General features: G+C 30.9%; 14 protein-coding genes and 1 tRNA gene. 10 read left to right on the top strand and 5 right to left on the bottom strand.

Annotation, left to right across the window (positions count from 1 at the left end; genetic code table 11):
- Positions 1–21 precede the first annotated feature (21 nt).
- Positions 22–351 carry a Grx4 family monothiol glutaredoxin gene (gene grxD, locus CONE_RS00370; RefSeq protein ID WP_015396788.1) on the top strand — a complete coding sequence of 110 codons (330 nt, stop codon included), beginning with the start codon at positions 22–24 and terminating at the stop codon, positions 349–351.
- A gap of 18 nt (positions 352–369) precedes the next feature.
- Complete coding sequence (locus tag CONE_RS00375; protein WP_041862226.1) at positions 370–930, top strand: UbiX family flavin prenyltransferase; 561 nt, start codon at positions 370–372, stop codon at positions 928–930.
- On the opposite strand, the gene CONE_RS00380 is transcribed toward CONE_RS00375, so the two are convergent.
- Positions 927–1,562, bottom strand: a complete 636-nt coding sequence (locus CONE_RS00380) for a carbonic anhydrase (protein WP_200858692.1) — start codon at positions 1,560–1,562, stop codon at positions 927–929. The genes CONE_RS00375 and CONE_RS00380 overlap by 4 nt on opposite strands.
- 53 nt (positions 1,563–1,615) lie before the next feature.
- The gene (gene ppc, locus CONE_RS00385; RefSeq protein WP_015396791.1) at positions 1,616–4,429 is read right to left on the bottom strand and encodes a phosphoenolpyruvate carboxylase; all 2,814 of its coding nucleotides are present in this window, start codon (positions 4,427–4,429) and stop codon (positions 1,616–1,618) included.
- Positions 4,430–4,629: 200 nt separating this feature from the next.
- On the opposite strand from ppc, the gene queC reads away from it, so the two are divergent.
- The 3 genes from queC (at position 4,630) to CONE_RS00400 (ending at position 8,473) form a co-directional block, all read left to right on the top strand.
- Positions 4,630–5,352 carry a 7-cyano-7-deazaguanine synthase QueC gene (gene queC / locus CONE_RS00390; protein ID WP_015396792.1) on the top strand — a complete coding sequence of 241 codons (723 nt, stop codon included), beginning with the start codon at positions 4,630–4,632 and terminating at the stop codon, positions 5,350–5,352.
- 90 nt (positions 5,353–5,442) lie between these two features.
- On the top strand, positions 5,443–7,293 hold the full coding sequence (gene ilvD / locus CONE_RS00395; protein ID WP_015396793.1) for a dihydroxy-acid dehydratase: 1,851 nt from the start codon (positions 5,443–5,445) through the stop codon (positions 7,291–7,293).
- Between the two features lie 115 nt (positions 7,294–7,408).
- Complete coding sequence (locus CONE_RS00400; RefSeq protein ID WP_015396794.1) at positions 7,409–8,473, top strand: AI-2E family transporter; 1,065 nt, start codon at positions 7,409–7,411, stop codon at positions 8,471–8,473.
- Between the two features lie 22 nt (positions 8,474–8,495).
- On the opposite strand, the gene CONE_RS00405 is transcribed toward CONE_RS00400, so the two are convergent.
- Positions 8,496–8,580, bottom strand: a tRNA-Leu gene (locus CONE_RS00405).
- Positions 8,581–8,726: 146 nt separating this feature from the next.
- Here CONE_RS00405 and htpG point away from each other — a divergent pair.
- Positions 8,727–10,634, top strand: coding sequence for a molecular chaperone HtpG (gene htpG / locus CONE_RS00410; RefSeq protein ID WP_015396795.1), 1,908 nt, complete (start codon positions 8,727–8,729; stop codon positions 10,632–10,634).
- A 75-nt stretch (positions 10,635–10,709) separates the two neighbouring features.
- Positions 10,710–12,095, top strand: a complete 1,386-nt coding sequence (gene ffh / locus CONE_RS00415; protein ID WP_015396796.1) for a signal recognition particle protein — start codon at positions 10,710–10,712, stop codon at positions 12,093–12,095.
- A 19-nt stretch (positions 12,096–12,114) separates the two neighbouring features.
- On the opposite strand, the gene CONE_RS00420 is transcribed toward ffh, so the two are convergent.
- Positions 12,115–13,095, bottom strand: a complete 981-nt coding sequence (locus CONE_RS00420) for a pyridoxal-phosphate dependent enzyme (RefSeq protein ID WP_015396797.1) — start codon at positions 13,093–13,095, stop codon at positions 12,115–12,117.
- 48 nt (positions 13,096–13,143) lie between these two features.
- Positions 13,144–15,213 carry a methionine--tRNA ligase gene (gene metG, locus CONE_RS00425; RefSeq protein ID WP_015396798.1) on the bottom strand — a complete coding sequence of 690 codons (2,070 nt, stop codon included), beginning with the start codon at positions 15,211–15,213 and terminating at the stop codon, positions 13,144–13,146.
- 210 nt (positions 15,214–15,423) lie between these two features.
- On the opposite strand from metG, the gene apbC reads away from it, so the two are divergent.
- Genes apbC through CONE_RS00440 form a run of 3 tightly spaced genes read left to right on the top strand, consistent with a single transcriptional unit; the run spans position 15,424 to position 21,811 of the window.
- The gene (gene apbC, locus CONE_RS00430) at positions 15,424–16,515 is read left to right on the top strand and encodes an iron-sulfur cluster carrier protein ApbC (RefSeq protein ID WP_015396799.1); all 1,092 of its coding nucleotides are present in this window, start codon (positions 15,424–15,426) and stop codon (positions 16,513–16,515) included.
- An 8-nt stretch (positions 16,516–16,523) separates the two neighbouring features.
- Complete coding sequence (locus CONE_RS00435) at positions 16,524–18,371, top strand: autotransporter assembly complex protein TamA (protein WP_015396800.1); 1,848 nt, start codon at positions 16,524–16,526, stop codon at positions 18,369–18,371.
- 38 nt (positions 18,372–18,409) lie between these two features.
- Positions 18,410–21,811 (top strand): translocation/assembly module TamB domain-containing protein, encoded by a 3,402-nt coding sequence (locus CONE_RS00440; protein WP_015396801.1) that lies wholly within the window; start codon positions 18,410–18,412, stop codon positions 21,809–21,811.
- Positions 21,812–21,824 lie beyond the last annotated feature (13 nt).

Here is a 21,824-nt window from a genome sequence, read left to right on the forward strand (position 1 = left end):
TTACAATTTTTTATTAAAAATATGAAAGATATTCAAAAATATATAGATGGAATAATTAAAGAGAATAAAGTGGTATTATTTATGAAAGGATCTCTAAATTTTCCTATGTGTGGTTTTTCTGGAAAAGTTGTTAGAATCCTTAAGGAATGTGGTTTAAATAGTAATAATATTTTATGTATCAATATTCTTGAGGATGAAAATGTTCGTCAAGGAATAAAAGAGTATTCTGATTGGCCTACTATTCCTCAGTTATATATTGATGGAAATTTTATTGGAGGTTCAGATATCGTGTCATACATGTACTCTAGTGGAGAGCTAAAAACAGTAATCGATAATATTACTTTTTGCTAGTAAACAACAGATATTATGATGCGTAGAATTGTCGTTGGCATAACAGGAGCCACAGGTTCCATATATGCTTTAAGGCTTCTGAAGAAGTTAAATTCATTGACTAATGTTGAAGTTCATTTGATTATATCATCATCAGGAGTTTTAACATTGCATAATGAGTTGGGTATTAGAATTAACAAACTTCACTCTATGGTTAGTGTTGTTCATAATTTTAAAAATATTGGTGATGTTCTAGCTAGTGGTTCATTTAGAACAGATGGTATGTTAATTGTTCCTTGTTCAATTAGAACTCTTTCCGCGATAGCTAATGGATTGTCTGATAATTTAATAGTCAGAGCGGCAGATGTTTCTTTGAAAGAAAGAAGGCCCATTGTGCTTATGGTAAGAGAATCACCTTTTAATTTAATTCATTTGCGTAATATGATTTCTGTTACAGAGATGGGAGGGATTATATTTCCTCCCATGCCGGCATTTTACCACAAACCAGCTTCTATAGAAGAAATGGTAGACCATACGGTCATACATGCGATGAGGTTATTGAATATAGAGGTTCCAGGTCCGGTATGGGAAGGAATTTAATTTTTAATTAATGGAGTAAAACTTGTTCCTTTTTTTATAAATAAAATTCCAGTGGATATTAAGAAGTAAGCTCCATGTATATGTAATTTTCCTTGATTTACTCTAGTTCTTATAGAAGGAAAACTTAATAAGTTATTTATACTATGCTGAACAACTCCAAGTTCTAGTTTTTTTATGTCGCCAGGCTTATAATTGCCAACTTTTATATTAAGTTGATTGGCAACGGGTACAATTTGCGACATCCATTTTCCTATAAAATCCATCTTACTAAGAGGATGTTGATCTTCTATGAATGATTTAATACCACCACAAGAAGCATGTCCTAGTATAACTATATGTTTTACATTGAGACCATTTACGGCAAATTCTATAGCAGCGCTTGTTCCATGGTAAGATTCTGAATGCTCATCTTCAAAGATTGGTACTAAATTGGCAACATTTCTAACAACAAATATTTCTCCTGGACTAGTATCAAATATAACTTCTGGTGACACTCTTGAATCACAACATCCTATCACCATTATTTCTGGATTTTGTCCAGAAGTTGCCAAGTTTTCATATTTTTTTCGTTCATTATGGAATCCAGCAGAAAGAAAACTAAAGTATCCATCAGATAATTTTTTAGGAAACAGATGCATGAAAAATAATCCAAATAAATTGTTATTTATGGTTTTATTGATTATTACTAGCCAGAATTTCTAAGTCCTGCAGCAATACCGTTTATAGTTATATGTATATCTCTTTTTGTCATATCTTTGGAACTTTGAGATAGTGAATTGTAACCATATCTATGTCTGCGAAGCAGCTCAACCTGTAGGTAGTTTAGTGGATCTATATATGTAAAACGCTCTTTTAAAGCATTTAATAATGTAGGATTGTCTTCTAGAAGATCCCTGTTCGTTAGTAATCTTAGCATTTCTATAGTTTTGTAATATTCCAAACTTATGGCGTTAAAAACATTGTTTCTTAGTGTTTGATTCGGTACTAATTTTGAATAGCAAGAAGCTATTCCCAGATCAGATTTTATAAGAACCATTTCCATATTAGATATCAAGGTTTTAAAAATTGGCCATTCTCTTATCATTACTCTTAATAAGCTTAATCTATCATTTTTAGATTTTGCGATAACACTAGCTCCGTTATCTAAGAAATTTTCAATTGCAGATCCTACACCATACCAACTTGTTAGCATTAATCTACACTGAGACCAAGAGAAACTCCAAGGAATAGCCCTCAAATCTTCAATGTTTTGTAAATTTTTACGAGATGAAGGTCTTGAACCTATATTTAATTCGGCTATTTCATTTATTGGAGTAGATGTAAAGAAATATTCTGTAAATCCAGGTTTTTCATATATTAGATTGCGATAAATTTTTTCTGCGTGACGAGACATAAATGACATAGCCTCACCATACTTATCCACATAGATATTATCCATGTTTTTTTTGTTCGTAGTAACGTACAAACTAGATTCAAGTGTTGCAGCGACTATTAGTTCTAGATGCCATTTACCTACTTCCGCATTATTGTATTTACCATGAACTACTTCTCCTTGCTCAGTAAGCCTTATTTGTCCTGATACTGCTCCAGGTGGTTGAGCTAAAATCGCTTCAAAACTTGGTCCTCCACCTCTGCCTACAGAGCCTCCTCTTCCGTGAAATAGCCTTAGTTTAATATTATTGGATCTAAATACTTCCACTAAGTTTCTTTCTGCTTGATACAATTCCCAATTAGAAGTTAAAAAACCACCATCTTTGTTACTGTCAGAATAACCTAACATCACTTCTTGGATATTATGATTTGAATCGCTAATTATAGATCTAACTTCAGGTAAATTTATCCATCTTGACATAATTTCTGCGCTGTTTTGCAAATCTGTTATCGTCTCGAATAGAGGTACGACCATTAGTCCTTCATTCTCTATTTGAGGATAATATGCTGGTTTAATTAACCCAGTTTCTTTTTGAATAACTAAAACTTCTAAAAGATCACTTAGTGTTTCTGTATGTGAAACTATATATTGTTTTATAGAATCTTTTCCATATTCTGATCTAATTCTAGCAGCAGTTCTAAAAATTTTTAATTCTTTAGTTGTTTCAGCACTATATTCAAACCATGGAGATACCAGTTGCCTACCTTGCATTAATTCGAACCTAAGAATTTTTATTTTATCTTCTTCGTTTAAATCAGAATATTTATTTTTTTTATCATCTAGTATTATGTTTGCCTGTGCGAAGAGCTCATCTAATATTTTTTCATGAACGTCTGAGTTTTGTCGCAAATCTAAAGTAGTTAGATGAAATCCGAATACTTTTACAGATTGTTGTAAATTTTTTAGTCTTAGTGAATTTATTAAATTCCCATGATGTTTTTCCAGTGAACTAGATATTGTATTTAAATCATTGTAGAATTCTTCAGATACTTTGTATGGTAAAGCGTTTAGAATTGCTCTTCTAGCAAGATTTTTTCCAGTTAATTTTTCTGATGTTACTGCTAATCTAGCATATATACCTACTAATGCTTTTCTATAGGGTTCATCTTTTAAATGAGGAGATAGATCTTTGCTTTCTTCTGCCAAGGACAATATCTCCTTGTCTACATCAACTAATAGATTACTAACAGATAACTCAGTTTTTAATGCAAATACTTCTTTTAAGTAATGCTCGAATATAACAGAAGATTGCCTAATCATAGCCTGTTCTAAAGTTAATTCGTCTACACTTGGATTTCCATCACGATCTCCACCAATCCAGCTACCCATTCTTAAAAAAGGTTTCAATGGCAGACTAGTAGAATTTTTACTATTGTTTAATAAGTTAGAGAGATCTCTGTATAACTTAGGAATTGTTGATAAAAAAGTACTACGATAATAGGATAGAGCATTTTCTATTTCATCGTTTACTGTAAGGCTAGAATATCGAAGTATTCTTGTTTGCCACATTATTGCAATATAACCGAGTAGCTCTAAGTCAATTTCTTTTAAATTTTCTTTATCTTTTTCACTGTTTCTTTCTATAAGTTTTCTTGAAATGTTTCTATGAGCATCTAATGTGCTTTTTCTTTGTATTTCTGTTGGATGGGCTGTTAATACTGGAACTATACAAGATTCATTTAATAATTCATTAATTGCACACGAATTAACTCCATTAGAATTTAGTTTTTTTATTACATCCTTTAAACTGCCACGTATTGGGTAATCAAGTTCTGAAAGATGTTCTTTATGTCTACGATTTTGATCATTATCCTCTGCAATATTAACTAGATGCATAAAATAGCTAAAAGCTCTTGCTACTGTATTTGGGTCATTACCCTCTAACTTACTGATATATTCTTCTAATGATTCATTGTCATGATCTTTTTTGTTTTTTCTAAGTCTTATAGCTGATCTTCTGATTAGTTCGATTATATCAAATAGACGTTTTCCTTCACAGCTATATATAATTTCTCCTAGCATTTTTCCTAACAAACGAATCTCTTGACGTAGCGGTGATATTTGCATTTTTTATATTTAATAGTATTGAAACAAAAACTTATTCATAGTGTTAAAAACATAAAGTAATCTTATAGTAATTGTCTATAGCTTCTCAAGCAAATTTTAATTAATATTAGATTTGTACTAAATAGCTTAATACGCTGATAGAATTTTTAGATTTTTTAGTTAGTACGTATGAATGCAAGATTTATGGATAATATGATAAAATGACTAATATTTTCAGTAAGAATAGAGAAAAAGCTTTGGTTCTGTTTTCTGGAGGACAAGATTCTACTACATGTTTGTTTTGGGCATTAAACAATTATAAAAGAGTAGACACTTTGGGTTTTAAATACGGTCAAAGACATTCTATAGAGTTAGATTGCAGATTGTCAATTCTAGATATTATTAATTCTCAAGAAAATAATTATTATATTGGAGAATTAGGTGATGATCATGTAGTGGATTTGGGATTCATAAGTCAGATTACAGAAAATGCACTTACAAGAAAATTAACTATAGACTCTTCTGATAACGTTCCAAATACATTTGTCCCTGGAAGGAATTTATTGTTTCTAACTACAGCTGCCATAATATGTTATAACATAAATACATGTAATATAGTTGGAGGCATGAGTGAAGTAGATTTTTCTAATTATCCAGATTGCCGGGATAGTACTGTAAAATCACAACAAGTTACTCTAAATCTTGGCTTAGATAGACTTATAAACATAGAAACTCCTTTGATGAGAAAGACCAAAGCTGAAATATGGCAAATGGCAATGGATATCGGAGGTAATGATCTTATTAGAATTATTGTAGAGAATACTCATACTTGTTATCTAGGTTGCCGAGATGATTTTCATGATTGGGGTTATGGATGCGGAATTTGCCCAGAATGTGTATTGCGTAAAACTGGATGGGAAACATGGATTAATGTAAAATCTTAAGGTTAATAGTTTCGTCATTTCTGATGTTTATATGTTTTTATATAATATATCAGTTCTATTGTAAATCTAATTTAAGAGTGAAATAATATAATGCCACATTATCGTTCTCGTACTTCTACTTATGGCCGAAATATGGCTGGAGCTCGTGCTTTATGGCGTGCTACTGGCATGAAGGATGGTGATTTCGGTAAACCAATAATAGCTGTAGTTAATTCGTTCTCTCAGTTTGTACCAGGACACGTACATCTTCGCAATCTTGGTGCATTGGTAGCTAAAGAAATTGCTTCTAGCGGTGGGGTAGCTAAAGAATTCAATACTATAGCTATTGATGATGGTATTGCAATGGGACATGATGGAATGCTTTACTCATTACCATCAAGAGAGCTTATAGCAGATTCTGTAGAATATGTTGTAAATGCCCATTGTGCTGATGCCATGGTTTGTATTTCAAACTGTGACAAAATTACTCCAGGAATGTTAATGGCAGCAATGCGTTTAAATATTCCAGTAGTTTTTGTTTCAGGAGGACCTATGGAGGCTGGTAAAATTGTTTCAAATGATAAGATTTTTAAAATCGATCTAGTTGATGCAATGATTGTTGCCGGTGATCCTAACGTTAGTGATGCTCAGGTAGATATAACAGAACATAGTGCTTGTCAGACTTGTGGTTCTTGTTCTGGAATGTTTACAGCAAATTCGATGAATTGTTTAACTGAGGCTATAGGATTGGCATTGCCAGGAAATGGTACTTTGTTGGCAACACACGCAAATAGGCGTTCTTTATTTGAGCAAGCTGGTAGACTAATAGTAAATCTATGTCATCGTTATTATGATGAAGAGGATTCATCTATATTGCCAAGAAATATAGCTACTAAGGCTGCATTTAATAATGCAATGATTCTTGATGTGGCTATGGGAGGATCTACAAATACAGTACTACATTTGTTAGCTGCAGCACAAGAGGCAAAAGTCGATTTCACAATGCAAGATATAGACAAAATTTCAAGAGGAGTCCCTTGTTTATGTAAAGCAGCACCTGCTACTGATAAATATCATATAGAAGATGTTCACAGAGCTGGAGGTGTAATGGGTATTCTAGGAGAACTTGGCAGGGCAAATTTATTAGATATGTCTGCCGGTAATGTATATGGAGGGACTCTTGGAAAGACGATTGAACAATGGGACATATTTGAGAATAATTCTGAACAAATAACAAGTTTTTACAAATCAGCACCTGGTGGAGTTAGCACAACTGAAGCTTTTAGTCAGAATTCATTTTTTGATTCGCTTGATTTAGATAGATCTTCTGGTTGCATACGAAATTTTGAGAATGCTTATTCTAAGGATGGAGGGCTCGCTGTTTTATATGGGAATATAGCTATTAAAGGGTGTATAGTTAAAACCGCAGGTGTGGACGAATCTCAGTTAATTTTCGATGGGAAAGCACGTGTCTTTGAAAGTCAAGATTCTGCAGTTAAAGCTATTTTAGATGATGAAATATTTCCTGGTGATATAGTAATTATCAGATACGAAGGACCTAAAGGTGGTCCAGGCATGCAAGAGATGTTATATCCAACATCTTATTTAAAATCTAAAGGTCTTGGTAAAACTTGTGCCTTATTTACAGACGGAAGATTCTCAGGTGGTTCTTCAGGTTTAGTTATTGGACATGCTTCTCCAGAAGCAGCTGAAGGTGGAGCTATAGGTCTTATAAAAGATGGAGATAATATATTTATAGATATTCCAAATAGAATAATAAGTCTTGTGATATCTGATATTGAGCTGGATGATAGACGTAAATTAATGAATCAGAAAGGAGAGAAAGCCTGGAAACCTCTTAATAGAGATAGACAGATTTCTACTGCATTAAAAGCTTATGCATTATTAGCTACTTCAGCTGATCGTGGTGCTGTGCGTGATGTATCAAAATTTATCAAGTAATTGTTTGCAATGTATCCGGCATTATTTTGTGCTGGATACATTTAGATATTTTGATCATTTTGTCTTTTGTAAATAACTTAAGAATAATGATTCTTACTTTTTGTAGAGTTCTATTATGAGGCCAGTATTGCCACTTTTTTTAATAGCTCGTTGGTTATTATTGATTGTTATAGTAATAGGTATTTATTTCATTAAAGGTTTTTTAGTCCCTTCACTAACCGCCTTAGTTATAGGAATATCTAGTTGGCCAATTTTTAATCGTATAAGAATATTGTGTTGCGGCCATACTATATTGTCAGCCTATGTTTTATTGATTCTGGTGCTTTTATTGCTAGTAATTCCTATTACTATAGTATTTTCTTATGCAATACAAGAAGCAGGTAATTTTATTGTATGGGCTATAGCTGTTAACAAAAATGGTATAGAAGTTCCAGATTGGATATTGTCTATGCCGTTATTTGGTGATCGTTTTTCAGAATTTTGGCGTCTATATTTGGGTGAACCACATGCATTAGGAAAATTGGTTCAATTAGTAAGTGGAGAGCACCTAGGAAACATATATAGAATGATTTTATCTGCAACTGGAAATGCTTTTCATTTGCTTTTGGCATTATTATTTATGTTGATTACTTTATTCTTTGTGTATAAAGATGGAGAAAATATGCTAAAACAATTAGATATATTAGGGGAAAGTGTTATACCAACTAAATGGATGCGTTTATCTAGAGTAGTTCCTGCTATGATTAGCGCTACCGTAACAGGCATGGCTCTTATTGCGATGGGAGAGGGAGTTATTCTAGGTTTTGCTTATTGGATAGCTGATGTTCCATCTCCTGTTTTGCTTGGGGTATTGACTTGCTTTATGGCATTGGTCCCTGGTGGAGCTCCAATAGTATTTACATTAATATCTTTATATCTCATTGGTTCTGACAAGGCTATGTCAGGAGTTTGTCTATTTTTGTGGGGAACAATAGAGTTGTTTATTGTAGACAAAACCATTAGGCCAAAACTTATTGGTGGACCAGTTAAGCTACCATTTTTACCAACTTTTTTTGGTTTAATAGGTGGTATACAGACTATGGGGATAATAGGATTATTTATTGGCCCTGTTTTTATGGCTCTTATAGTTGCTATATGGAGGGAGTGGGTTCACAGCACTAGTATACATATGCATGAGTGAACACTTTATAATTAGAAAAGTTTGGTGCCCAGGGCCGGAATCGAACCGGCACGCCTCTCGGCGGGAGATTTTGAGTCTCCTGCGTCTACCTATTTCACCACCCGGGCTTATAGCAGGTGATTATATATGTTTTAGGCAAAATTGTATACTATCTTGAAAAATAACATAAAGACTCCATGCTAATATTACTTACAATTTTTTATCTTCTTTGTATATCCGTAAAATTTTTATAAATTAATTTGTGTATCCTATTATGAATAAAGTTAAAAATCAAGAACCTGAAACAATGAATTTTCAGGCAGAAGTAAAGCAGTTGTTACATTTGATGATACATTCTCTTTATAGTAATAAAGAGATTTTTCTTCGTGAATTAATATCCAATGCTTCCGATGCTTGTGATAAATTAAGATTTGAAGCAATAGACAAGCCAGAACTACTAGAAGATGATCATAATTTATCTATAAAGATATTTTATGATAGCAATTTACGCACTATATCGATAGTAGATAACGGCATAGGCATGTCAGCTAAAGAGATTGTAGATAACTTAGGTACTATAGCTAAATCCGGTACTAAAGATTTCATTAAGAATTTGAGTGGAGACAAGCAAAAAGACTCACATCTTATAGGTCAATTCGGAGTTGGATTTTATTCAGCTTTTATCGTTTCAGATAATGTTAAAGTCATTAGTAGGCACGCTGGTGTTCCTATTGATCAGGCTGTTTGTTGGAGTTCAGATGGCTTAGGCGAATTTACTGTAGTCAATACGGAAAAAGCAGACAGAGGAACTGAAATTGTATTACATATAAGAGAAGATTTTAATGAACTTTTAAGTGGTTGGAAATTAAGAGAGATAATAAGAAAATATTCAGATCATATTTCTTTACCAATACTTATGTTTAAAGAAGAATGGGATGATAAAACTGGAAATCATATTAAAACAAGCGATTTTGAAGTTATCAATCAATCTAATGCATTATGGACTCGTAAAAAAACAGAAATTACTGAAGATCAATATAAAGAATTTTACAAGACAGTTTTTCATGATTTTGAGGATCCTTTAATATGGACACACAACAAGATAGAAGGTTCTAACGAATATACTCAACTACTTTATATACCAAAACATGCTCAGTTTGATATTTGGGATCGAGAAAAATCTAATAGCATAAAGTTATATGTTCGTAGAGTTTTCATAATGGATGATTCGGATCAGCTTCTACCAAGATATTTAAGATTTGTTCGAGGAATTATAGATTCTTCTGATATTGATTTAAACGTTTCTCGTGAGATTTTACAAGAAAGTCGTGAAGTTAGGAGTATTCGTGATTCCTCTGTAAAACGTATACTAAATCTTGTAGAGGATATGGCAAGCAAAGAGACTGATAAATACTCAATATTCTGGAATCAATTTGGTCAGATTTTAAAAGAAGGAATTGGTGAAGATTTTTCAAATCAAGAACGTATAGCTAAATTATTGAGATTTTCATCCACACATAATAATGATAAGAGTCAGACAATTTCTCTTAATGATTATATTTCAAGAATAAAACCTAATCAAAATAGTATTTATTATTTAACATCTGATTCTTTTGAAAATGCCATAAGTAGTCCTCATTTAGAGATTTTTAGAAAAAAAGGAATAGAAGTCCTATTGTTGTCGGATAGGATAGATGAATGGATGTTATCCAATCTAAGGTCTTTTGAAAATAAGTCTTTGGTATCTATAGCAAAAGATAGTTTGAATTCAGAAGATATAACTGATACTGAAGAAAGAGCAAGTTTGGATAATTCTTCAGAGTCATTGAAGCCTATTATTGATAAACTTTATAATAGTCTTTCTAAAAGAGTTAAGGAGGTTAGAATTTCTTCAAGGCTAGTTGACTCTCCAGCTTGTATAGTAGTAAATCAGAATGATCTAAGTCCCCACTTAGTACGTATGTTGAGAGCAGCCGGACAAAACTCACCAGACTCAAAACCAATTCTTGAGATTAATGCTAATCATAAATTTTTAAAAAAATTGGAAGATATTAATGATAATAATTTTGACAGCTGGGCTAACTTATTGTTAGATCAAGCGATTCTAACAAGTGGTGGTCAGTTATCAGAACCTAATATTTTTGTTAAAAGATTAAATGATATTTTATTAAATAGTCAATAATATATTTATAGAGTAGCTATAATGTTTAGCTACTCTATAATTGTCTGCCATTACGTTTAAATTCATAGGAGTAATATGCTCGATAGCCTAACAAGTAAAATGTCTCGTGTGTTAAAAAAAATACGTGGTGAGGCTCGTTTAACTGAATCAAACACAAAAGAAATGTTTAGAGAGATTAGGATAGCTCTTCTAGAAGCTGATGTTTCTTTTCAATTAGTAAAAAATTTTATAGATGCACTTAAAAATAAATCTTTAGGTAGCGATGTACTGGATAGTTTGAATCCAGGACAAGCTCTAGTAGGCATCGTGCATAAAGAGCTAACTGCTCTAATGGGGGGAGATCTTGGTGAATATTCTAATGAAATATCATTATCAGTATCACCACCAGCTACTATTATGTTTGTAGGTTTGCAAGGTGTGGGTAAAACTACAACCGTTGGAAAAATAGCATACTGGTTATCTAATGATAACCATACTAAATATGGAAAAAAGACTGGGAAAAAAAAGATTTTAATTACTAGTGTAGATACATATCGTCCTTCTGCTATTGATCAGTTAAGAATAATATCTCAGCAAATAGGAATTGATTTTTTCAATAATAATAGTGATGACCCTATGATTATTGCTAGTGACGCATTATCTTACGCAAAAAAGCATTACTACAATATATTACTGATAGATACTGCTGGTCGCTTAGGTATCGATGAATCAATGATGGATGAAGTGAAATCATTGAGTAAGATTACTAAACCTGTAGAGACCTTACTTGTAGTCGATGCTATGCAAGGCCAGGACTCAATAAATACAGCTAAATCTTTTTCGGAAATATTACCTTTGACTGGTATTATTTTAACAAAATTAGATGGTGATGTCCGCGGAGGTGCGGCTTTATCAGCAAGACAAATAACAGGTGTGCCATTAAAATTTATAGGAACATCTGAAAAAATAGATGGTTTAGAGATTTTTTCTCCTGATAGAATGGCTAGACGAATACTTGGCATGGGCGACATATTGTCTTTGGTTGAGAAAGCACAAAACAATGTCAATCTAGCAGATGTTGGTAGCATAGTAAGTAAAATTAGGTCTAGTGATAAATTTGATTTAAATGATTTTCGTTTGCAATTAACACAAATGAAGAAACTAGGAGGGATAGAGGGGATAATTGATAGTATACCTAGTCACTTTCGTTCCAGCAAAATGTTTAATCTAGGTCAATCTGAGAATTTCATTAAAAAAGCAGAAGCCATAATAAACTCTATGACTAAAGAAGAAAGAGCTAAATCAGATATTATAAAGTCGTCTAGAAAAAAGAGAATTGCTACTGGATCTGGTGTATCTATTCAAGATATCAATCAACTGCTAAGTCAATTCGATAAAGCTAAACTTATGATGAAGAAGATACAGAAGGGTGGTATATCTAAGATGCTTAGATCTATTAAAAGCATAGGTAATTTGTTCTAATTTTTTAGAATATATCGATCTATATAGTTGTATTATAGTCATTTGTTAGACTATAGAAATTTTTCATGTCTATATTGCTTCCAGTTAATACTATTCCGATATTTTTATTATTTAGTGTTTTAAGATTATTTATAGCAGCAGCAAATCCTAAACATCCAGTTGGCTCAACTATCAATTTTAAATAATTAGAAGCTATTTTCATGCTATATATTATTTGTTCATCTGTAACAGTTACTATATCGTCAACATATTTTCTTATTATGTTGAAGGTTTTTTCACCTAAACATTGTGTTTGAGCTCCATCAGCAATTGTTTTTGGTGTTTCTATTCTTACCAGGCTACCTAATTTAAATGACTGTTGACCATCATTAGCAAGTATGGGCTCTACTCCATAAATCTTGCAATTCTTAGCTAATGCTCTTTTGCTTAAAGATGATCCTGCTAATAACCCACCACCTCCTAAACCTACAAATATAGCATCTAGATTTTTTATTTCTTCAAGAAATTCTTTGCAGACTGTTCCTGCGCCTGATATGACGTTATAATTATCATAGGATGAAATAGGAGTTACTCCATATTTGCTTACAAGATTTTTAAGCAAATCCTCTCTTTTATCAATATATCTATCATAGAGAATTACTTCATTAGCATATTTACGCGTATATTCTAATTTTGCAAGCGGCGCATCAATTGGCATTAATATTATAGATTTTATATTTAGAATTTTTGATGATAGGGCTATAGCTTTAGCATGATTTCCTGAAGAGAATGTAGCGACTCCATTGTTGCGTTGTGTATCATTTAGCTGCTCTAATGCATTAATTGCTCCCCTAAATTTAAATGATCCTGTTTTTTGCATATTTTCGCATTTAAAGAAAAAATTTGCTCCAAATTTTTCATTAATCTCATGTGATACTAAAATCGGGGTTTTGTATATATAGCCAAATATACGTTCTGATGATTTTGCAATATCTTTAAAATTGATGGATAGATCATTCATTTTTTATTTTAATGATAATAATTGTTGCTATTTATCGAATATTATATTTTAGGTTATTCTCATTCCTGGTTTAGTATATGCTGAAGGCTCTATCAAGTAAATTTCCTTTGATTTATCATCTTTATTGCTAGCTGCTAAAACCATTCCTTCTGATATCCCAAATTTCATCTTACGTGGTTTTAAGTTCGAAACTAAAATTACTAGTTTCCCGATAAGATCTTCTGGTTTGTAATAACTCTTTATACCAGAAAAAACATTTTTATAATTCTCTTCTCCGTAATCCAAAGTTAATTTGAGCAACTTATTAGACTCTTCTAAGTTTTCACAATTTACAATTTTAGCTACAACAAGATCTAGCTTTGCAAAGTCCTCTATGTTTATGAGATCTTTATCATTTAACATTTTTATGCTTTCCTTTTCTTTGGTCTTTTGTTCTTCAAACAATTTAGAAAAAATTTTTTCATCAATTCTGCTCATCATATGTTTAAATGGTTCTATTTTTTCTGGCAATATTAAAGCATCATCCCATTTGAATGGGTATTTGATTTTAAAAAAATCTAAACAGATAGACATTGCTGTTTCTGGCAAGATAGGAGATAACATTACAGATATTGCCTTAAATCTGGCTATCGCAAAAGAGCAAACCTCATGAAGATTTTTTATAGAAGAGGCATCACCATTTCTTGCTTTTTTGGCAATTTCCCAAGGTTTTGATATATCAAATGTTTGATTTGTATAATCAGCGTAGCTCATTATCTCTCTTGTTGCTTTATTATATTCACGATCCTCGAATAACTGAATTATTAAATTCAACTTGAGTTTTATTTCCCTTATCATTAATTCTTCAGTATTTTTATCAAATGTTAGCTTTCCAGAAAAAAAATTAGTAATAAATGGAGCAGATCGGCTTGCAATATTTATATATTTTCCAATAAGATCGCTATTTACTTTATTGATAAAATCATCTTTATTTATATCTATATCTTCTACTTTAGAATTAAGTTTTGAAGCGAAATAATACCTTAGCCACTCAGGATTTAATCCAAGATCTAAATAGTGCAATGGAGAGATTCCTGTTCCTCGGCTTTTGGACATTTTTTTCCCGTCTATGGTTACGAAACCATGAACATGTACAGAGTCTGGTGTTTTTCTGTTTGAGAAATTAAGCATAACAGGCCAGAATAATGTATGAAAGTAAATTATGTCCTTACCTATAAAATGTATTTGTTCTACGGAATTATTTTTATCAAGCAATTCTTCAAAGTTTATACCTTCTGATGTACAGTAAGATTTTAAAGATGATAAATAACCTATAGGAGCATCTAGCCAAACATAAAAATATTTTCCTTTAAAGTCTGGAATCTCTATACCAAAATATGGAGCATCTCTGGATATATCCCAATCCTCTAATTTAGAATTTTCATCATCTTTGCCTAGCCATTCACTTATTTTTGCTACAACTTCATCCTGCAGCTTATTCTTATTGTTAATATTTTTAGTATTTATCCATCTTCTTAAGAAGCTTGTGCATCTAGGATCAGATAATTTAAAAAATAAATGTTCAGAAGATCTTAATAATGGTTTTGCTCCAGTTAAGGTAGAATGCGGATTTATTAATTCAGTAGGATTATATGTGCTGCCACATTCTTCGCAAGAATCACCATATTGGTTATCAGATTTACATTTTGGGCATGTTCCTTTTATATAACGATCAGCTAGGAACATATGTTTTACTGGATCATATAATTGTTTAATGATTTTTTTTTCTATAAGATTATGATCTTGAAGTTTTTTATATATCTCATGAGAGAGTAAAGTGTTTTCTTTTGAATCAGTTGAATGCCAGTGATCAAATTTTATATGAAAGCCGTTTAAATATTTTGGTCTTTCTTTGCTATATAGGTCCGTTAGTTCTTTAGGAGTTATTCCCATCGATTCAGCTTTAAGCATTATAGGGGCTCCATGAGCATCATCAGCACTAACAAAATAAATTTTGTGTTCAGACATTCTCATTGATCTAACCCAAATATCAGCTTGTATGTACTCCATAATATGTCCAATGTGAAATGATCCATTAGAATAAGGGAGTGCGGTTGTAACAAATATAGTTCGATGCATAGTAGAAATTTAAATCCTGGTAAACGTTTATGGTTTATTTTATATCTATTTGAAGGTTTATTGGAATATATAACTTATTATGTATATATGTATTAAGTAAAATTATTTAAATAGATGAAACATATATTACATTTTATATAAATTCTTTTGTAACAAGTAGAATTTTATGTTTTTGTGTATCATGCTTAGTAATTACAGGTTTAGATAAATATGAATAAAATTTCAGAAAAGATTAAATTTTTATTAGATAATATAAAAAAAGAAAAAACTAGCAACAGCATCAGCTACGAAAATTATAATATAAGGATGGATAGTTCTAAAATTATTATAGAATTAGAGCTAGGTTATTATGCCAGTAAAGAGTTCATTGATAATATTAAATCTAGATTAAAAGCGAAGGTTTTATTTTGCGTTCAAGAATATCATTTTGATATAGTTATTAACGTTAAATCCAATATTACAGCACATGTTACTTGTGGCAATATTAGATCTTTGCCTTCTGTTAAAAATATCATTACTGTTTCTTCTGGCAAGGGCGGTGTTGGTAAAAGTACTTTAGCTGTTAATTTAGCTCTATCTTTGAGTGTATTAGGTGCAAATGTAGGCATTTTAGATGCAGATATATATGGGCCAAGTATTCCTATTATGTTAGGAATATTTGATAAGCCAAACATATTAGATAATGGTAATATTGCTCCTTTAGTTGGACATGGTTTGCAAGCTAATTCTATAGGATTCATGTTTGATCATAATTCCCCCGCAATTTGGCGAGGACCTATTATGTCAAAATTTATCGAACAATTAGTGAATCAAACAGAATGGTATAATTTAGATTATCTTATTATAGATATGCCTCCAGGTACCGGTGATGTTGCTATTACCTTGGCAAGTAAGGTGCCTGTTATTGGTTCTGTAGTTGTTACGACACCCCAAGATGTCTCATTGATTGATGTAAGAAGATGTTTAAGCATGTTTAAAAAACTTAATATTAATGTATTAGGTATTGTAGAAAATATGTCATTTAATATATGTACAAAATGTAATCATAAAGAATATATATTTGGAACAGGTGGTGGTCAACGCTTAGCCAAACAAAATAATATACCGTTGCTTGGAATGATTCCTTTAGATAACAGAATTAGTAAGCAATCAGATTCTGGATTTCCTATAGTCATAGAGGATCCTTTAAGTGATATTGCTAAATCATATTTAGATATAGCATTAAAAATATCTATTTCAGTAGCATCATTACCAAGAGAGAATATAATAAAATTCCCTAAAATAATGTTTAAAAAAGTTTAATATCTACAATGAATCGTTTTAATGCTTTTTTAATGATTTTGATCCTTAATATATTTTTTGCTACATCTTTGGCAATAGCATCTTCTCAAAAAATTTTAGTTAAGAGTGATGATATACAATCAGAATTGATAGTTTCTATAACAAAATCGATTGAATCATTGCTTAAAAATATAAATGAAAATGATTCTGAAGAAATTGATAGATATCATAGAAGAGTTATTGATTCTGTATTATCTTTGTTAGCAGCAGATGGATATTTTTCTCCAAATGTGAATTTAAGTATTGAATACGGTTTACATGATCAAAAAATATGGAATATCTTTATAATCGCTGGTACAAGGACAACTATTGCGAAATTGGATATATTATTTACAGGTAGTATTTTAGATAAAAATTTCGAAGAGAGAGTTCAATTTCTTATAAATAATTGCTCATTACAGGTTGGCATGAATTTTACTAATCGTGATTGGAGTAATACAAAAAGCAAAATATTGAATGCTCTATTATCGCATGATTTTTTCTTTGCAAAAATTGTCAAATCTGAAGCAATAATAGATCAAGATAAATCACAAGCTTACTTATCTATTATTATAGATAGTGGTCCTAAAGTTCTTATGGGGGCTCTTAATATTAGCGGTCTAAATAGAGTTCCTGAGAGTTTGCTAAAAAGTTATATTAAGTATAAATATGGTGATGCTTTTGATCAGGATAAATTAAATGATTGGCAGCAGCATTTATATTCAACGACATTTTTTCATGGAGTATTCGTTACTATTGATCCTGCTGTAACAGATAATTTTATAAAAAAGATGACTAAAGAAAATATATTATCATCTTCAGTTATTAATAGTGATCATGAATGTATTCTTCCTATAAATATTGTTGTAGCTGAATCCCCATCGAAAAAAATAGCTTCTTCTATTGGAATAGATGATAATGCTGGAATTAAAATAGAAGGCTTATATAACAAGAATGTTCCGTTTAGTATGCCTATCATTTTTTCTACAGGTCTAGGTATAGACAGGGTAAGACAAAAAATATTTGCGGATATTAATTTTCCACATGATATCTATGGAAAACAAAACTCTATAGGAGCATCGTTAGATAATTCTGATTTGCACGGCCTAAATATAACACGTTTTGCTATAGGTTTCGCTCGTTCAAGTAATGGATACAATAGCACAGAACAAAACATAAATATATCAGGAGCTAGGTACGAAGCAAATTACGGCGCTTTGTTAGCTTATGATCACATAAAGATAAGAGAATATTCTGACTTTGTATTACCTTCTGCTACTGGAACAGTCGAAATAGTTAGAAGAAAATTAAATAATAATTTAGATCCTAATGATGGAAATTTACTGATCATTGGATTAGGTGCTGGTGTGTCATTAGATAATATTAGTCCATATGCTCGTACTAGAATAAAATTACAGAAGTGGTTGCCTATTAGATCTAATGATGTATTTACATTTCGTTGTGAATTGGGAAAGATTTGGTCTAGTGAAAATGTAAAAATACCAGATGATTTTGGTTTTCGTGCAGGAGGAGCTAATTCTATTAGAGGGTATAATTATCAAAGTATTGGAGCACATAGAGGTTCAGCCGTAGTAGGATCATTATCTGTTGCAATATTCAGTATTGAATATAATCATTATGTAAATGACAGACTAGGTATTAGTACTTTTGTAGATTTAGGTGATGCATTTAACCTATTTAAGGATATAAATTTTGCTGTAGGTTATGGTATAGGTTTGCGTATTAAAACTCCAGCTGGTCCTTTGTCTTTTGACATTGCTTATGGGCAAAAATATGAAAATCTGCGGTTGCATTTTTCTTTAGGAATTGCATTTTGATTAATTTACATAATAATTTTAAATATCTAATAGGAGTAATGTTGCCGACTATATCAATTTTAATAGCTATAATATGTGGATTGACATTTTGGTGTGTAGCATCTCAACAAGGGACATGTTTTTTAATAAAATTAATAGCTGGCAAATTTGATGGCAATGCGACAAATATTCAAGGTACAATAATTAATGGTTTGAGAATTGGTGATTTAAATTTTAGTAATAAGAATATGGATTGTAGTATCAATGATTTGAGTCTACATATAAAATGGGAGTCATTGCTTAGAGGGGTTTTGCGTGCTAGCGAATTATCTGTCCATTCAGCTGCTTTTCATCTTAAGGATTCTGATAGAAATCTTAATAACAAAAATATAAATTTTAAGTTTCCAAAATTTTTAAAAATTGATTTGTTTACCATCGATTCTTTAGCCATATATCATGAAAATGATAAATTTGTTGTTGCTGCTCATAATTTGCTAGCAAGAGTTACTAATGAAAAAAATTTATCTAGTATTATATTAGAAAGATTAGATTTACATTCCAGATTTTTCGATGCTAGTTTGAATGGGATATTTGAGAATACATTGTCAGATGATAATGTATTCTCCGCATGTGCTAATGTTATTGTTAAAAACAATTTTTCTTCTAGCCAAATATTAAGAACAGAATTTATGAACTGTTCGCTAAATATAAAGGTTGATGGCAATATAGACAGAGTAAATTTTAATATTGAGGCTAACAATAAAGATTTCATTATTGAAAGTTCAGCAGTATTCTCTATGCGTAATAAATTATCACTTTTATCATGCGTTTTTGGTATTAATAGCAAAAATTCTAATGGTGAAGCTTGTTTTTATATTTCAAGAAAAAATAATAAAACATCTTATGATTTTTTTTCTCTAGATTGTAATGTAGAAAATTTAGATTTTAGCTTGATATTTAATAACAAAATTCCTTCTTTGTTATTAAATTTATCTGCTAATGCTAGTTTCGAAATTTTAGAAAAGAATTATTATAAATTATCACTGAATACTAAGATTTTAGATAATAGCAAATGGAATAATAATAAACTATCCGGTCTTTTTAAAACAGATTTAAATTTCAAAAATAAAAATATTGATCTTAATAATCCTAAATTTATAGATTATTTATCAAATATTTTTGTTAAATTTCTGGAACTGAAACTAAATATAAACGACAATAAATTTTATATAACTAATATTTATAATGAAACGGAACACTGTTTATCTGTTAATGCTGAAATGCCAAATCTTTCTGATATATGGTCTGAGCTATCTGGTTCTATTAACTTAGATGTTGGTATAAATGGCTTATTAAATAATCACTCAGTGAAATTCAATACATCATTAGACAAAGTAAAAATTGGTAATTTTGCTAAATGGAAACATGTTGATTTATCAACTTATTTTTCTCTATCCTTTAACCAAAACTATAATAGATTATTACTTTTCAGCATTCATGAAATTGTTGCTAGTTTTGATGACTTCTTAATTTCTTTAAACAAGTCGCTGGATATTGATTTAAGTTTTGGTATTGATTTTTCAAATCTTACATGGAATTTAGGGAAATTTTGTATGATTTTTAAATCACATAAACATGGAGAAGTAATATTAGAACACTTCTTGTCTAGTGGTAGTCGTAGTACTCTAGATACAAAAGGAAAGTTTAAAAATTTATTATCTGATAGTTTAATTTTTCTAGATATAGCCAATTTATTGGGTATGAAATTCGATATTACTTGTTTCAATAAAGAATTTTTTGGTATGCAGAACGCATTTCCAATATATGGAGAATGGGATATGTCATTTTCTGAAAACCTAAAAGGATATATTGAAGTTAAAGCTTACGATAAATTAATATTAGATTCTATAGCTAAATCTGCCCCTATTTTCAATATGTTATTAGAAGCAACGCCTAAGTTAAATAAATTTAGTGATATAAGCGTTAATATAAAGTTAAAAGATTCCTCTATTGGTTTTATGGATACTAATGCTAAATTAATTTTATGTTTCGATAATGATCTAATTGGCTTTTTAATTGACAAAAACTGCTTCATAGATATTAATATGAACATAAAAGATTTTTCTATATTAAATAAGCTTTTAAAAGATAATCTGGAGATTGGAGGATCTTTAGATTCTATTATAAGTTTTATTGGTTCTGAAGATGGAAAATGGAATACTAATGGATCTATTTCTATAGATAAATTACGATTTTTTATGTTAGATAAAGGCATTTATTTAGATAATGGTTCTTTATTCTCACATTTAAAAGGAAGAAAATTTATTATAGATAAATTGAATTTTCCATCAATGAATCGAATAAAAGTTAAAGAAATTTATGATAACAAGCCTATTTTATATAATAAAAATGTTAAAGATGGCTATATTCTTTGTAATGGTTATTTAGACCTGGACGATTTAAATGGTAAATTTTTTTCCAATATACATAAATTCCCAATTTTACAGAGTTTGGATCGTTATGCATCAGTTTCTGGAAACATAGATGTAGATATAGTATTCCCTAATTTTTTTATTGGAGGCAAATTAACAGCAGATGATGGTTTGGTTAATTTGGATCATATACTTCGTGCTTCCACATTAGATGATGATGTTATAGTTCAGCATTTTGGTTCATTAAAAAATAAGTCAAATAATTCATTTTTTTTACCAAATATTGATCTTTTATTTGATTTAGGTGACAAGTTTCGTATATCAGTATTAGGGTTAAATACTGGATTATTTGGCTCTATCAGAACTTCTTTGAAAGATGATGGTCGTATGGTTGGATTAGGAACTCTAAAAGCTAATGATGGAGTCATTGATGTATATGGCAAAAGGCTAAAAATAAAACATGGTAGTCTTACTTTTCAAGGACGGTTTGATAATCCTTTAATAGATGTGGAAGCTCTAAAATCAGGAGAATTAATTGAATCTGGAGTCAGAGTTTCAGGAACATTACAGAAACCTGTTGTTACTCTTATATCTTACCCTGATGTTAGCGATGTAGAGAAACTTTCATGGTTAATTCTAGGTCGAGGTCCGGAAGATAATGCCAGTGATATTTCTTTATTGTATTCTGTTGGAACTGCATTATTAGGTAGAGGAGATTCATTCTACCGTCAATTAGGTCTGAGTGATGTCAGCATAAAAAATGGCTCTGTCGGTAGTTTTGATAGCCTGCTACCAGGCCAAACAGTTGTTGGTAGTTTAATTCGTGATGAATATTATGGTCTTTCTACACAATTTGTCGTTGCTAGCAAAAAATTCTCAAATGGTGTTGATTTGAGCATAGAGCAATCTCTGGCTAGTAATGAAACAGTTGGTAGAATAAGCTATAGATTATCACATTCTTGGTCATTTGATATAAAAATAGGTTCTGTTAATGGGGCTGCTTTTATTTGTCGTGCATTTTTCGAATAGTTGAATATGTATC

This window comes from Candidatus Kinetoplastibacterium oncopeltii TCC290E, from assembly GCF_000340865.1.
GTDB lineage: Bacteria > Pseudomonadota > Gammaproteobacteria > Burkholderiales > Burkholderiaceae_B > Kinetoplastidibacterium > Kinetoplastidibacterium stringomonadis.